Annotated in this window: 14 protein-coding genes; 5 read left to right on the top strand and 9 right to left on the bottom strand. The window is 30.9% G+C overall.

Annotation, left to right across the window (positions count from 1 at the left end):
- Both V9L04_RS16855 and V9L04_RS16850 read right to left on the bottom strand, forming a co-directional pair.
- Nucleotides 1-1,320 carry an SPOR domain-containing protein gene (locus tag V9L04_RS16855; protein ID WP_338791035.1) on the bottom strand — a complete coding sequence of 440 codons (1,320 nt, stop codon included), beginning with the start codon at nucleotides 1,318-1,320 and terminating at the stop codon, nucleotides 1-3.
- A 240-nt stretch (nucleotides 1,321-1,560) separates the two neighbouring features.
- Complete coding sequence (locus V9L04_RS16850) at nucleotides 1,561-2,160, bottom strand: hypothetical protein (protein WP_338791034.1); 600 nt, start codon at nucleotides 2,158-2,160, stop codon at nucleotides 1,561-1,563.
- 281 nt (nucleotides 2,161-2,441) lie between these two features.
- On the opposite strand from V9L04_RS16850, the gene V9L04_RS16845 reads away from it, so the two are divergent.
- Both V9L04_RS16845 and V9L04_RS16840 read left to right on the top strand, forming a co-directional pair.
- On the top strand, nucleotides 2,442-3,062 hold the full coding sequence (locus tag V9L04_RS16845) for an energy transducer TonB (protein WP_338791033.1): 621 nt from the start codon (nucleotides 2,442-2,444) through the stop codon (nucleotides 3,060-3,062).
- A gap of 92 nt (nucleotides 3,063-3,154) precedes the next feature.
- On the top strand, nucleotides 3,155-3,976 hold the full coding sequence (locus V9L04_RS16840) for a UbiA family prenyltransferase (RefSeq protein ID WP_338791032.1): 822 nt from the start codon (nucleotides 3,155-3,157) through the stop codon (nucleotides 3,974-3,976).
- A gap of 45 nt (nucleotides 3,977-4,021) precedes the next feature.
- Here the strand turns inward: V9L04_RS16840 and V9L04_RS16835 are convergent, their stop codons facing one another.
- Nucleotides 4,022-4,210 (bottom strand): hypothetical protein, encoded by a 189-nt coding sequence (locus V9L04_RS16835; RefSeq protein ID WP_338791031.1) that lies wholly within the window; start codon nucleotides 4,208-4,210, stop codon nucleotides 4,022-4,024.
- 130 nt (nucleotides 4,211-4,340) lie between these two features.
- Nucleotides 4,341-5,225 (bottom strand): 23S rRNA (adenine(1618)-N(6))-methyltransferase RlmF, encoded by an 885-nt coding sequence (rlmF, locus tag V9L04_RS16830; RefSeq protein WP_338791030.1) that lies wholly within the window; start codon nucleotides 5,223-5,225, stop codon nucleotides 4,341-4,343.
- Nucleotides 5,226-5,388: 163 nt separating this feature from the next.
- On the opposite strand from rlmF, the gene V9L04_RS16825 reads away from it, so the two are divergent.
- Nucleotides 5,389-6,468 (top strand): trypsin-like peptidase domain-containing protein, encoded by a 1,080-nt coding sequence (locus V9L04_RS16825; RefSeq protein WP_338791029.1) that lies wholly within the window; start codon nucleotides 5,389-5,391, stop codon nucleotides 6,466-6,468.
- A 105-nt stretch (nucleotides 6,469-6,573) separates the two neighbouring features.
- On the opposite strand, the gene V9L04_RS16820 is transcribed toward V9L04_RS16825, so the two are convergent.
- From V9L04_RS16820 to V9L04_RS16805, 4 genes are all read right to left on the bottom strand, one after another.
- The gene (locus tag V9L04_RS16820) at nucleotides 6,574-7,515 is read right to left on the bottom strand and encodes a ChaN family lipoprotein (RefSeq protein ID WP_338791028.1); all 942 of its coding nucleotides are present in this window, start codon (nucleotides 7,513-7,515) and stop codon (nucleotides 6,574-6,576) included.
- 22 nt (nucleotides 7,516-7,537) lie between these two features.
- A complete protein-coding gene (locus V9L04_RS16815; protein WP_338791027.1) occupies nucleotides 7,538-8,170 on the bottom strand; it encodes a hypothetical protein in 633 nt (210 codons plus the stop codon).
- Between the two features lie 63 nt (nucleotides 8,171-8,233).
- A complete protein-coding gene (locus tag V9L04_RS16810; protein WP_338791026.1) occupies nucleotides 8,234-10,207 on the bottom strand; it encodes an amidophosphoribosyltransferase in 1,974 nt (657 codons plus the stop codon).
- A gap of 108 nt (nucleotides 10,208-10,315) precedes the next feature.
- Nucleotides 10,316-10,741 carry a hotdog fold thioesterase gene (locus V9L04_RS16805; RefSeq protein ID WP_338791025.1) on the bottom strand — a complete coding sequence of 142 codons (426 nt, stop codon included), beginning with the start codon at nucleotides 10,739-10,741 and terminating at the stop codon, nucleotides 10,316-10,318.
- A gap of 118 nt (nucleotides 10,742-10,859) precedes the next feature.
- Here V9L04_RS16805 and V9L04_RS16800 point away from each other — a divergent pair, with 118 nt between their 5' ends.
- Both V9L04_RS16800 and V9L04_RS16795 read left to right on the top strand, forming a co-directional pair.
- The gene (locus V9L04_RS16800) at nucleotides 10,860-11,243 is read left to right on the top strand and encodes a DUF2809 domain-containing protein (RefSeq protein ID WP_338791024.1); all 384 of its coding nucleotides are present in this window, start codon (nucleotides 10,860-10,862) and stop codon (nucleotides 11,241-11,243) included.
- A 114-nt stretch (nucleotides 11,244-11,357) separates the two neighbouring features.
- Nucleotides 11,358-13,286, top strand: a complete 1,929-nt coding sequence (locus tag V9L04_RS16795; protein WP_338791023.1) for a peptidase M61 — start codon at nucleotides 11,358-11,360, stop codon at nucleotides 13,284-13,286.
- 93 nt (nucleotides 13,287-13,379) lie between these two features.
- On the opposite strand, the gene V9L04_RS16790 is transcribed toward V9L04_RS16795, so the two are convergent.
- Complete coding sequence (locus tag V9L04_RS16790) at nucleotides 13,380-14,345, bottom strand: hypothetical protein (protein ID WP_338791022.1); 966 nt, start codon at nucleotides 14,343-14,345, stop codon at nucleotides 13,380-13,382.
- Between the last annotated feature and the right edge of the window lie 81 nt (nucleotides 14,346-14,426).

Raw genomic sequence — 14,426 nt, 5'->3', positions numbered from 1 at the left:
TTAATAATTAAGAACCCACATATCAGGATATGTATTTCCTAATGTATTTCTTTGATTATAGGCTTCTCGCTGCGAAGCTTGATCGCCTACAGTTACACGATACATACCACGTTTTGGATACATTACAATTTTAGAATCAGATACTCCACTTCCTTGCAAATCTTTGCGAAGTCGGCGAGCATTTTCTATTTCAGCAAAACTACCAATTACAATATAGAAACGATTTTTAGGGTCATTAATTATATCTTCTGGTTGAGTTTCCGAATTTCCTGTATATTCAGTTGCTGGGTCTTTACCATTATTGGCTGTATTATCAGTTGCATTATTGGTGTTATCAGCGACATTATCACTTGAACCATCTGTGTTATTGGTGTTGTCTGTTGCGTCTGTCGAATTAGTATTATCTGCTGTCTCAGCTGAATTATCAACTTCTGTTACAGGATCAGTATTAGTATCATTTGTAACAATTGTAGTCGCAGGTTTTTGTCCCAAAAGAGCTTTTACACTTGCCATTGCACCCGAATCAGTATAGATATAAAGTAAGAAAGCAAAGGCAAACAAAATTGGAATAGCTATAAGCCATATAACCAAAGACGAGCTTTTTTCTTCCTCTTCTTCTTCTTCCTCATCATCTTCTACATTAATAACAGGAGGAACAGTTTCTTTCTTGACAGGAGGATTTTCTACATGCGAAGTAGATTTTATAAAATCTTCTTTTTCCTTTTTCAGACGAGCTTCTTCTTCTACAGGGTCTTTAGCAAACCTATCTCCCAAAGTAGCATAAAGAGCTGCATCTTTTGTTATATCAGAATCTTCATTAATTTTTTCTTTTTGAGCATCTCTATCAAAAACAGGCGGATTGGTAGCTGCAACATCTTTATTTTCTGTGCTTTCTTCTTTACCCTCTCGCTTGTTAAGTGGTTTTCTTTCAAGCGATGGCAATCCAAAAGCATCATCCAAAAGATTTTCATCATCTTGCTCAAATTCTAATGAACCATCAGGCTTTTTCTTTATTGTTCCTAGATGATTTATGGTCGAACTACCTGAATTCCGAAGTTCATCTTCTATTCTGGTAGTCATTTTTTCTAATTCTGATTGAAAATCAAAAATACTGATTCCTTCAGCTTCAGTTACACGTTTACGCAAAAGTTCATTTTTATCACTTTTTAGTTTTTCATAAAAATGAATTTTTTTGCTAGGTGGTGCAACTCGAATACCAGAAATTTCAGAGCCTGCATAACCTGCTACGAAAGTACCGAGTTTTGGAACAACGACTTCATCGTTCTCGTTTAATAATTGTTTGATATATTTTTCGAGCATGCTGCCTATAATTTTATTTGAAATTGCTTAAAAAAACAAGTTGAAAAAATGAGTATTTATTTGATAAAATAGTTTTAATATTCTTTTGATAAAAGGCTTTGAAAAACTATTTAACTCAAAATTTACGGATTTATATGAAAAGGTAAAAACAAATAACCAAAAAAAATAACTTTTGTCTATAAAATTTACAGATTTAGCGATTTTTTTCGTGAGTTTGTAGCAAGAAAGGATATTTTTTCTCTATTTTATTATTCCTTCCACCAAAAACTCTTGTTTTTCATTCAAAATGACATCTTCTGAACCTTTAATAGAGTAACTTTCTAAAATACCTTCTTTTGCTTTGATAGTAAGTATTCTATCGTTTTCATAAATATTATTTTTATCTTTTTGAATAATTAAAATTTCTTTTACATTTTTAAAAGAAATTTCTCCTTCTTCATTATGATTATCATTAAATGTAATCTGCATTTCTTTAACTATTAAGTTTTCTTCATCTGTTTTGAATGTCCATTTTTGAAGACTTTTCTCCATTTTATATCTATCACGAAGTTGTGGAGTATTTATATCAGAGGAGTAAAAAAAAGCAAATTCGTCTTTCCAATCTATTTTTTTGAGTGTTTGTTCAGTTTTTTGTCCTTGAAGAATTGTTTTTTTAGTAATTGTAATTCCTTTTTCTTCTAATTTTTCTAAGGAAGTAATTTGATTGTCTAAAAATCCTTTCAAATCAAAAAATTGTGTGTCAGCAGTTCCTTTTACATCAGGAGGAATACACGAAGAAATACTAAAGACAAAAAATATAATGCTAAAAAATGCTGTTAAATAATGAGAAAATTGTTTCATAGCTTAACTTATTTGGGAGAAAATCGTTTTTGAAAGTAAATTTAACAAATCAATAAGAAACTACTAACGATTTTGAAGGAAAGTAGTTTTGGTAATTGTATTATTATATTTTTTACGATTTTTTAGAATCCAAATTATTTGAAGAATGCTCAAGATTTTGTAAATTATTGAACGATTTAGAAAAAATATAAAATAAATCTATGGAAAATAGTAAAATTCAACATCTACTTTATAAATAACAAGTTTACTAAATCATTTTATCTAAAAAACACTCTATAATTATGGCAATGCTTATTATATTTACAATATTCGGACTTTTTTGGCTTGGCACTACGCTGGCTTCTATTACTTATATGGTTTTCAAAAACAGTAAGAGTCTGACTCAAAAACTAGAAGACCATCCTCCTTTTTGGCTACAAGATTATTATGCTTTTCTGAATCGGTATCACAAACCTTTACTAATTGGAAGTATTGTTATGGGAATTGGTCTGACAGTTTGGGGAATTAATTCACAAGAAGAAAAAACATTTGGTTGTGAAATGATTGACCCAAATTATACAGAAACACGAATTATAATTAAAAGACGAGGTTGCAATAAAAATAGAAGAAAAGAAAATACTTATATTGAACGCTCCGCAACTCCCTATGGTGGAACAGAAAACTTATATCGTTATCTTAGTACAAATCAAAATAATCCAACACATGAAACAGGAACTATTTATGTTCAGTTTTTTGTACAAGAAGACGGTTCTTTAGCTGATATTTCGGTACTTTCAAGTGTTAGTCCTACTTTGGATAATGAAGCAATCCGTTTGATAGAAGAATATACAGAAGGCTGGAAACCAGCTTTATATCATGGAAGAGCCGTTGAGCAGCGTGTTGTTATTCCTGTTCAGTTTTAAAAAAAAACATTATTAACTTCTTTCGTTGGCTCGTTTTTGGAAATTTTTGGATATCGGTAGGTGCAGCTCTTATGGGGTTAAGTACCTACCTTTTGCTTTTCGAAACAGCTGGCATTGCTTTCGAAGCTGCTCCTCTTTGGATTCTCTTTTTTGGAACACTAGTTACTTATAATTTATGTGTGTTTTATACTAAGGGAACGGCTTCTGAAAAATTTGAGTTTATTTATAAGAAAAGAAATATCCTAAAGATTATTTTCTTTTTAAGTTTGATTTTACTTATTCCTGCTCCTTTTTTTCTAACACTCAATCAGTTTTGGTTTTTGGTTCATTTGGCTATAATTTCAATTTTTTATACTGTTCCTATTCATATTGAACTTCCATCAGAAAAAATTATAGACGAAGAAATAAATGGTAAAAATGACAACAAGACAGAAGATTCTACTCCAAAAAACTACTTATCGATTCCTGCTTGGAGAAATATTCCTTATCTAAAAATATTCTTAATTGCTTATGTGTGGGCTAGTGCTACTGTTATTTTTCCAATGTTACACGAAGACTTGATTATCCAAACTCCTCAAACAATAGCCTTATTTTTCGAACGATTACTTTTTACTTTGGCAATAACGATTCCTTTCGATATTAGAGATAAAGAAGGAGATAAAAAAGTGGGTTTGAATACTTTAGTTAGCTTATTGAGTCCTCAAAGGAGCAAAATTTTAGCTCTTTTTTTACTTATTGTCTGTGCTATTTTAATTTGTAGTTTCCATATAAACTATTTTCTTCATTTTGGAATAGTTTATATTCTTACTGCTTTTCTAATTCTTTTTAGTTCGAATAAACGTTCAGAATGGTATTTTACAGGCTTTATAGATGGACTTTTTGTAATAGAATTTTTGATTTTATTTTTTATATAAAACCCTCACTTGCATAAACATAAAACAAATGAGGAAAATCCAAAATTAAATTTGCTCAATATGTTGTTTCGATAAAAATCCAAGCCCTAAGAGTAATAATCCAATAGAAGTTCCTTTCAACATTCCATCTACTATATCAGGTATATGAGTATAATGTTGAGAAATAAAGCTAAAACTCATAAGTAAAACACCAAAAACAATGAGTAGTATATAATTTTTATTTGAACGTTTCATACTATAAGGGGATTTATCTGTAAAACATTAAAATCTATCTTTAATTAGTCATACGTTCAAACGTAAAAAAAGTTTCAAACTATTCTTTATATTATGCAATTATTTCTATTTATTTTTTATAAATAATATATTAGGCTTCTGAATTAGGAAATCGCCACGCTACAAACCTAGTTTTTTTATTTCCTTGTTCCATGTTTATAGTTTTGTATTTTGCTTTTGCTTTATCTAATTGCTTGTAAATAGCTTTCAAATTTCCATTTTTTGAAACTAATGTAGTAAACCAATTTACTTGTTTTTTAAATTCTACACTCTGTTTTATCATTCGTTTTATAAAAAGTGCTTCACCTCCATTACACCAAAGTTCATTTGATTGTCCTCCAAAATTGAGTTTAATAGTCCCCTGAGCAGACTCAGTAGTATCTTTTAAGTTTTTAATTTTGCGTAAAGCTGCCGAATTAGCATCTTTTTCTGATGCATGAAAAGGAGGATTACAGATTGTAAAATCAAAATATTCACTTTCTTTAATTATCCCTTTAAAAATATTTGCATTCGATTCTTGGTGACGAATTTCTATATTTTCTTTTAGCTTTTTCGAAGTTTCTACATTTTTTATAGCTGATTGGATGGCTGTTTTATCAATATCTACACCTACCATTTTCCAATTAAATAACTGACTCGCCAAGATTGGATAAATACAGTTTGCACCAACGCCAATATCAAGTCCTTTTATAGCTTTTTTACTTCCTTCTGCTTGTAGTAAATCATTTAAATAATACAAATAATCAGCTCGGCTAGGGATGGGTGGACACAAATAACCTTCTGGAATATTCCAATTTTTTACGTTGTGATGATGTGATAAAAGTGATTTATTCAATTCTAAAACTGCCTTTTGATTCGCAAAATCAATTGTTTCTATTTTGTGCTGATTTATAAACACGAACTCTTTTAAAATTGGATTACTTTTTATAAGTTCTTTAAAATTATAAAATGAATTATGGATATTTTTTGGATGCAAAGTATTTTTTTTGTTTAAATGATGTTTTTACGCAAATTTATAGAACAATTATAGAACAAGTACAAAAAAGAACGTTATTTTTGAGTAACTTATCTATATATATCTATCTTTAACTACTTTCTAATCTAAAAAAGCATTTTTTGTCAATTCTCTATGTTAATTTATGTATCAAACTATTGAAATTTATAAAGAAGTAGTCATTCAGATTGCTACACCAAAAGGCTCTGGAACAGGTTTTTACCTTAGAAATCATAATATTATTGTTACCAACTACCACGTTGTAGAAGGTTGTTCAGAGGTTTCTATTAGTGGAAAAAATGTTCCTAAACAGCTTGCAGATGTTTGTTTTACAGATACTCGTCTGGATTTAGCTTTTTTGATTGCCCCTAACTTGGATATGCCTACTATTGAGTATTCACAAGAGAGTCTTAGAGATGGCGAACAAATTGTAGCTATCGGACATCCTTATGGTCTTAAATATACAACTACTCAAGGCATAATTTCAAAGGCAAAACGCTTACACAATGGCATAAATTATATTCAAGTAGATGCAGCCATCAACCCCGGAAATAGTGGAGGCCCTTTAGTAGATAGTTTGGGTAAAGTAATTGGTGTAAACACATTTATTCATAGAGAAGGAACTGATTTAGGTTTTGCACTGCCTTCCAACTATTTAGAGGAAACTTTAAACGATTTTGAGAATTTTGGTAGAGAAAAAGCTGTTCGTTGTGGTTCTTGTACAAATGTTATTTTGCTTCCTAAAATTCAAAATTCCTACTGTCCTTCTTGTGGCTCAAAACTTATTGATTTTACAAAAGAACTTTTTACGCCTGTCGGAATTGCTCATTTGATAGAAGAATTAATTACAAAACTGGGTAAAAATGCGATTTTGGCTCGTGCTGGTGCAAATCGTTGGGAAATGGTAGAGGGAAGTGCCACAATTCATCTTTCTTACAACCCCGAAAGTGGATATATTTTTGGCGATGCTTTTTTGTGTAACCTTCCAAAAGATAATATTGGCGACACCTATTCTTTTCTATTAGAGCAAAATCATTCTTTAAAAGGTCTTCGTTTTAGTGTAAACGGACAAGATATAATTCTTTCTTTTTCAATTTTTGGACAATACCTTAAACTACAAACTGCTGTAGATTTGGTAAAAAACCTCTTAGAAAAAGCTGATTATTTTGATAATGTTTTAGTAAATGAATATGGTGCAACTTGGAGAAGACAAGAAGAGTGGTAGAGAGATTTTATAAAACCTCGTTGACGGCAAAGTCTCAACGACGGTTAGATTACTCTATTTTTTAACCGTCGTTAAGAAAAAATAAATTCCTATAAATTAATTACTCTAATACGTCTTAGTCATAGAAAGAGGCGTAACAATCGCAAAATCAGCTACTCCTGTTTTTTCTAAAGAATCCAATTCTTTTTGGTCGGCTGCCGTAATGGTCATTATTTTCAAACTTGGATTGTATTTTTTGAGATAATAAACAATACTTTCATAATTATCAGAATGATAAGAACCATTAAAATGTAGAAAAACAGAATTTGTATTTTCTATATTTTTAGCTTCTCTTTTATAATATTCGTTAATACGATATGCCATTGTTGCATCTTTTACGGCTTGTGCATAGGCAAAATTTGCAAAACTTTCGTTTACTTTTCCATCATCAGTCGAATGAACTCCCATCATTTTGAGCATATTTGCGTAAGCAGGTAATTTCAAATCCACTTCAACAGGCAAAGGCATCATAAAGCGTTTTGCATCTTCAGAAAGAGAATCCAAACTAGCCAAACCCTTCTTAGAAACCAAAGAAGCATACCGACGAGGAATATTTGTAGCCACAAAAACAAGATTATTTCCTTTTGCAAATTCTACCAAAGGCTTATAATCTGTTTTATAATTATTCCATAATCTAGCTTCAGCTTCAAAGTTTTTTTCTGTAATAATGTCATTTAGATATTCATCTAAAATAGTTTGATTATCAGCTTCAAACATTTCTGCACCTAAAAGTAAATTATTTTTAGATTTATTTTTACTTTTTGACTCACTTTGATTTTCAGATAGATTTTTATATAAATTCTTTGTTAATTCAATTTGTAGCCAGTGAACAATAGGATTATTATGGCTTTCTCCAAAAAGAACAATATCAACTTCTTGTGCTTTTTCTAAAATAGCTTTATAAGAAGATTTTTTTCCTTCCTTATCAAAAATTTGATAGGCTGGTTTATCAGTTTGGAAAGCCATAAAAAATAATACTACTAAAAATAAAAAAGCGTATTTTTTCATGTAACTCTGAATATTCATTTGTTTAGAAAAAGCCTCCTACACGAATCTGTAAAGGACTAGCATATAAAGAATTAAATTCATCATAAAAAGGATTATATAATGCCGAAATAGTAAAAGCAGAGCGACTACCTATCGGAATAGCCAAACCACCACCAATTAAAAAAGAAGGGAAAGATTTTGTTTTTTCTGAAATTATTCCTGTGTTTGGATCTTGGTAAGGTTGTTTTGCAAATAGTGTTTCATATTCTGCATGAGCAAACAAATTGCCTGCACCCAAAAAGTCTTCTGCAATCATATAACGAGAAAACACACTTCCTCCATAAATACTCTGCGTATAAGTAGGTATAAAACGTTTGTCACTCCAATATTGATATGTTCCTCCAACACCTACTGAAAATCTTGGTGTCAATCTATACCCTATCATTGGAGCTATATTTATATTGGTAATTGTTCCAAAACTAGCTCCTAAGTTTCCACCAAAGTAAAAACGATCGATAAGCTTCATTTTTTCCTCATCATCGTCATCATCTTTACTTTCTTCTTTTTTCTCTTCCTTTTTTTCTTCTTTTGGTTTTTCTACTTCTACGCCTTCTACTTGTGCAAAAGAAACGGAACAGAAAAATGATAATGCAATAGCTAAGATTATTTTTTTCATTTTTTTTATAGGTTTTAGATATTCAAACCTATAAGGTTTTGAAAGCCTTATAGGTTTCTTTTTTTAATAAGCTCTTGTTTTCTTTCCTTCCATGAAGTTAATAAAGGCTTGATTAGCTACTCTATTTCCTCCTTGTGTAGGATAATTTCCTGTAAAATACCAATCTCCAGAATGATTTGGACAGGCTTTATGTAAATTTTCTACTGTTTGATAAACTACTTTTACTTCTGCTTTGATATTCTTTGAAATAATTTCGGCTACCTTATCTGAAACTTGTTCGTACTCAAACATATCATATAATTCTTTGACATGATTAACTACTTTTTCTAAAGGTAATTTCTTTGATTTCAAACATTTTTCATAAACATCGTCAAGCATATATTTCAAATGATGTTGTTCCAAGAGAGCCAATAATGCACGAAAAACAACAAATTCGTGTTGCCTAGACATATCAATTCCATAACAGTCAGGAAAACGAATTTGAGGAGCAGAAGAAACAATAACAATTTTCTTAGGTTCTAATTTATCCAACATTGTCAAGATACTTTTTTCTAATGTTGTTCCTCTAACAATCGAATCATCGATGACAACAAGTGTATCGATTCCTTTTCTGACAATCTCATAAGTGGTATCATAAACATGTGCTACCATATCATCTCGTTGAGCATCTCCAGTAATGAAAGTTCGCATTTTAGAATCTTTAATTACCAGTTTTTCAACTCTAGGACGGAAGGACATAATTTTCACTAATTCTTGCTGTGACAAAGATTCATCAGTATTTAATGTTTTTTCTCGCTGTGCTATCAAATGTTTTTCTACTCCTTTTACCAAACCCAAAAACGCAGTTTCGGCAGTATTAGGAATATAAGAAAAAATAGAATTTTCTAAATCGTAATCAATTGCTTCCAAAACTTGATGATGCAACTGACGACCTAACATTTTTCGTTCGTTATAAATCTCTGGATCTGTTCCTCTTGAAAAATAAATTCTTTCAAAACTACACGACTTTTTCGGTAGTGGTTCTTGAAACTTGATTATTTCATAATTTGCTTCTTTGTCTACAACCAATGCATGACCTCCTTCAAGCTCTTGTATTTCCGAATACTCACAATTAAAAGCTGTTTTGATTGCAGGTTTTTCAGAAGCAGCTACAATAATCTCATCATTGATATAATAATAGGCTGGACGAATACTTGCAGGGTCACGAGCCACAAAAGCATCTCCATGACCTGCCATCCCTACCATGACATATCCACCATCAAAATCGTTGCAAGAACGCTCTAATATTTTTTTCCAATCAATATTTTTTTCTACTTTTTCTATGATTTCTTCATTTGTAAGCGTTTGATTTTGCTCATGAGTTTCATAGTTTTGGTTATCATTTTTTCCATTCAGACTTACATCAAAAGCTAATTTTGCTCTTTCTTCTTGCTGATATTGAGCATAATAATGTTGATTTTCTCTATCCAAAAAATGCCCAATTTTTTCTAAGGCTGTTATTGTATCACCTTGTTCTTGTGGAAATTGTCCTAATTGTGCCAAATGATTAAATAATTCTTCGGCATTTGTCATATTAAAATTTCCTGCTAAAAGTAGATTTCGGCTTCTCCAGTTGCTACTTCTCAAAAGAGGGTGACAAAAACGAACATCATTTGCGCCATAAGTTGCATAACGCAAATGACCTATAAATAACTCACCTGCAAAGGGAATATTTTCTTTTACCCATTTAGCATTGTAATATTTTTTACCTTCTTTTTGAGCCTTAGTAAATTTTTTACCTACTTTACTAAAGATATGATTAATGGGTTGTTCTTCTATCGAACGAAGTCTATCAATATACTGATGACCTTTTTTCATATCAATTTTGATGCTCGCTAGTCCTGCACCGTCTTGTCCTCGGTTGTGTTGTTTTTCCATCAATAAAAACATTTTATTGACTGGGTAAGCAGGTGTTCCATATTTTTCTATATAATATCCAAGTGGTTTTCGAAGGCGTAAGAATGCTACTCCACATTCATGTTTGAGAGATTCGCTCATAATAGAAGAAAGAAAAGGTGGGAATGAATTATGTATTCTGAATTCGATTAATAGTTCAATTATTATACAAAGATAGCCATAAAATCACTAAAAGTCTTAAAAAAAACCTTAATGAAAACGCTCAACAACAGCCATGGTTATTCTACTGATACAAGTCAGTTTGCCTTCTTCATTAGTCATTTTGATTTCCCAAACGTGTGTTTTTTTCCCTACATGCAAGGCTATTGCTGTTCCATATACCCATTTTCCCTTTGGAACAGGTCGGATATGATTTGCATTTATTTCTAATCCCATACAAGCATATTTTTCTGTATCAACGCTCATATTGGCAGCAATACTTCCCAAGGTTTCGGCAAGAACAACAGAACCTCCACCATGTAACACTCCCATAATTTGTATATGACGCTCATCAATAGGCATTTTTCCACTGATTGATGTTTCTGTAACATCTGTAATTTCAATGCCTAAAAAACTAACCATTGTATTTTTTTGTCCTTCATTGATTTGTTCTACTGGTTTTATTTTGATACTCATTTTATGATTTGGTTTTGATTTAAAAATAATAATTCCCTTTGCTTTAAAATTCAAATTTATTGAAATAGTTTAGAATAATTTGAAGTAATTTTGATTTATAAATTTCAACCTATTAAAAATGACAAGAAACCGAAAAATTTATTTCTTATCAATTGTCCTTACTATTACAATTGGCTTGGTTTCCAGAACTGAATTTATTTCTAGTTTTATAACTGACTATTTTGGAGATTATCTTTATGCTGTTTTATTTTTCTTGATTTTTGGATTTCTATTTATAAAAGCTCAATCTTACAAAATTTTTATACTTACTCTTTTGTTTTGTTGTGGCATCGAATTTCTACAACTCTATCAAGCAGATTGGATTAATTTTATTAGAAGTTATAAAGCGAGTAGATTGATTTTAGGAAATAATTTTCAATGGAATGATATAATCAGTTATACATTTGGAGCAATGACAGGTTACATTTTGGAAATACAGTTTTATTCTAAAAATCATAAATAATCAAAACAGAACCTTGTAAAATCTTTACTTGTCATTCAAATTGCTACTTATATATACATGAATTTTTATTTAAAAATCATTTCTTTTATATTTTTACTCTCTTAATTTTATCTTATGAATATTTTTTCATTTAGTTCTAAATTTATCTTTTTACTTTGTGTATTTGGCTTTTCTGCTCAGTCCACCTTTGCACAGCAAGGAACAACATTCGATGTTCAACTCTACGATCCTTTAGAAATAGTATATTCGTACCAACTTGACCTCACAAAAGTAAAAAATGACAAAGTTCCTGTCGAACTTTTAATTACAAACTTAGATAAGTTCCGACCTGCTGTCGAACCTACAGACCCTCCAAAAGAAGATTCTATTTCTTTTTTTATGCCCAAAATTGTTCCTGGGACATATCATATTTATGATTTTGGACGATTTTTGAGTGATTTTAAAGTATTTGATAAAGAAGGCAATGAAATCGGTTTTACTCATCCTAATGAAAACGAATGGCGTTTTCCTGCTAAAAACATCTATAAAATTACGTATTTAGTAGATGATACTTTTGACTCACAAGAAAAAAATAAAGTATTCGAACCAGGGGGAACAGATATTGAAGATGAGGTTTTTGTAATCAATACACACGGTTGTTTTGGTTATTTGGAAGGATTAAAACGCAACTCATTTTTGATAGATGTTATCAAACCTGAAAAATTTTATGGCTCTACACCTTTAGTATCTATCAACTCTACAAAGAAAAATGACCTTTATTTAGTTTCAGATTATCATCTTTTGGCAGATTCTCCGATGTTATATTCTGTTCCTGATACAGTTACTTTTGAGGTAGGAGGAGCTGAAATTTTGGTTTCTGTTTTTCACGAAAAGGGAACAGTAAAGGCAAAAGAAGTAGCTAAAGAAGTTCAGAAATCATTAGAAGCACAAAAAAATTATTTAGGTGGAACATTGCCTATCAAAAAATATGCGTTCTTAATTTATATTTTTGATGGTTTTAGTAATTCGGGTTCGTATGGAGCATTAGAACATTCTTATTCTTCTCTTTATTTCTTGCCTAATATGCCAGCTTCTCGTCTTGCAAACACAGTTGTAGAAATTGCAGCTCACGAATTTTTTCATATTCTGACTCCTCTTTCTATTCACTCAGAACAAATTCATTATTTTGATTTTATCAATCCTGAAATGTCAAAACATTTATGGCTTTACGAAGGAGTTACTGAATATTTTGCAAACCATGTTTTGTTACAACAAGGACTTATTCCTTTAGAAGAATTTTTGGGTAAGATGCGTGATAAAGTAAGTGAAGCGAATAATAAATATTCTGATGTTCCTTTTACAGAAATGAGTTTGGGCTGCTTAGATGAACATGCTGACCAATATGGAAATGTCTATGAAAAAGGTGCTTTAATTGGCTGGATGTTAGATGTTCGATTGAGAGAATTATCTGATGGAAAATACGGTTTGATGAACTTAATGCAAGATTTATCTAAAAAATATGGAACAGACAAACCTTTTGAAGATGACAAACTTTTTGATGTAATTGCTGAGATTACTTATCCTGAAATTCGCACTTTTTTTGCTGATTATGTAGAGGGAAGCAAAGAATTACCTTACACTAAATATCTAAAAACTATTGGAATCAATACGACTGGTGAAGGAACAGAAGAAGTATTTAACTTTGGAAACATTGGTTTAGTTGTCGATCCACAAACCAAAGAAGTAAGTGTTCTTAGTTTAGAAGGAGCAAATAAGTTTGGAGAAATGTTTAAAGAAGGAGATGTCATTTTGGAAGTAAATAGCCAAAAAGTAGATGCTACTAATTTCTTAACTTTGATTTCAGAAGCAAGTTACAAAGAAGACGAGGTAATGAAGATTTTGGTAAATAGAAAGAAAGGCAAGAAAAATAAAATGAAAAAATGTCTTTTAAAATCTAAACCTGTATTTGTAGAACAAGAACAAGATTTTGGTTTTGAAGAAGCTCAAGACAAAAACGAAAAACAAATCCAACTCTTGAAGGCTTGGGAAAAATGGGAATTATAAATCTCAACTATTTTTAATAAAAAACAAAAAAGGTCTTTACAATTAAGTAAAGACCCTTTTTGGTATATAAATTTCTAATACTGAATACAATTATTAGTCATTTAGAGATGTTTTTCCTAAAATAGCTTTTTCACTCATCTCATTACGTTCTGTGAAACTGTCATAAAGAATTTTGTATGTTTCTACTTCAGGAGCTAAAGCCATTGCAGCCTTATAAGCCATTGCAGCTTCTGCATAATAACCCGTTTCTTCCAAGTATTGAGCTTTGATAAGGTGTCCTAGAGCAGTATCATCACCAATTTGGTCTAATTGCTCACGGATTTCTTTCTTAGCATCGCTATTATTTTCCTTCTTGATAACTTGGTCACGAGACTTAATTGATTTATCTTTTTTATCCTCATCAGCAACTTCTACTCTGTAAAGAATAGCAGTTTGGTCTTTCAATTCAGGACGAGAAAAATCAATTACATAAGAAGTTTCTTTAGTTACTTCTGAATAAAGTTCATTGTTACGTAAATCAGTAAGAACAACACGGTATTCTCTTACATCCTTAGGACTAACCTTAGCTAAGTCTTCGTAAACAAACCATTCAATTTCTAACTTATCACCTAGCAGGTTTACTTTACTCTCTTGAATAATAGTAATAGCTTTTTTATCTCCACGCTCTACAGCACCTGTTTTTCCCATGTGCTTATAACGATTTTCACCACTAGCTTCTTCAGCAGAAGAAGTAAGTTCAGAAACTACATAGTTTGCATAACGAGAAGTAAGACTAGAATTATTACTTGCTTTCAAGTTACTTGCAAGTTCGTTTACTTTATATGTTCCTTTTGTGCGAAGCTCAACCGTTTGTCCATTGGTATGTAAAAGACCTAAATATCCACCTTCTTCCATAACGATAACGTCAGTATCATTCAGTTTAGAGCCTACACGGATTGCGTTTTTAGAAGCTGTATTGTTTCCTTTTGCCGTCAGAACACGAAAGGCATAATTTTGTGCCATTGTAGTTCCACCGATAAGTAACATAAGAGCTACTAGAAATAGTGATTTTGTTTTCATAGTTTTAAAATTTAATTGAGATAAGTATTTGATTAATGTATTTTTTGAATACTTTAAATTTAATATAGTTTTGAATAGCTT

The organism is Bernardetia sp. MNP-M8, assembly GCF_037126285.1.
GTDB lineage: Bacteria > Bacteroidota > Bacteroidia > Cytophagales > Bernardetiaceae > Bernardetia.
The sequence above is the reverse complement of the archived record's forward strand: the minus strand, read 5'-3'. Positions and strand labels throughout refer to the sequence as shown.

Bases quoted from the DNA above. Each gene is read 5' to 3' on its own strand.
- V9L04_RS16855 (WP_338791035.1), bottom strand. From the start codon at position 1,320: ATGCTCGAAAAATATATCAAACAATTATTAAACGAGAACGATGAAGTC.
- V9L04_RS16850 (WP_338791034.1), bottom strand. From the start codon at position 2,160: ATGAAACAATTTTCTCATTATTTAACAGCATTTTTTAGCATTATATTT.
- V9L04_RS16845 (WP_338791033.1), top strand. From the start codon at position 2,442: ATGGCAATGCTTATTATATTTACAATATTCGGACTTTTTTGGCTTGGC.
- V9L04_RS16835 (WP_338791031.1), bottom strand. From the start codon at position 4,210: ATGAAACGTTCAAATAAAAATTATATACTACTCATTGTTTTTGGTGTT.
- V9L04_RS16825 (WP_338791029.1), top strand. From the start codon at position 5,389: ATGTATCAAACTATTGAAATTTATAAAGAAGTAGTCATTCAGATTGCT.
- V9L04_RS16820 (WP_338791028.1), bottom strand. From the start codon at position 7,515: ATGAAAAAATACGCTTTTTTATTTTTAGTAGTATTATTTTTTATGGCT.
- V9L04_RS16815 (WP_338791027.1), bottom strand. From the start codon at position 8,170: ATGAAAAAAATAATCTTAGCTATTGCATTATCATTTTTCTGTTCCGTT.
- V9L04_RS16810 (WP_338791026.1), bottom strand. From the start codon at position 10,207: ATGAGCGAATCTCTCAAACATGAATGTGGAGTAGCATTCTTACGCCTT.
- V9L04_RS16805 (WP_338791025.1), bottom strand. From the start codon at position 10,741: ATGAGTATCAAAATAAAACCAGTAGAACAAATCAATGAAGGACAAAAA.
- V9L04_RS16800 (WP_338791024.1), top strand. From the start codon at position 10,860: ATGACAAGAAACCGAAAAATTTATTTCTTATCAATTGTCCTTACTATT.
- V9L04_RS16795 (WP_338791023.1), top strand. From the start codon at position 11,358: ATGAATATTTTTTCATTTAGTTCTAAATTTATCTTTTTACTTTGTGTA.
- V9L04_RS16790 (WP_338791022.1), bottom strand. From the start codon at position 14,345: ATGAAAACAAAATCACTATTTCTAGTAGCTCTTATGTTACTTATCGGT.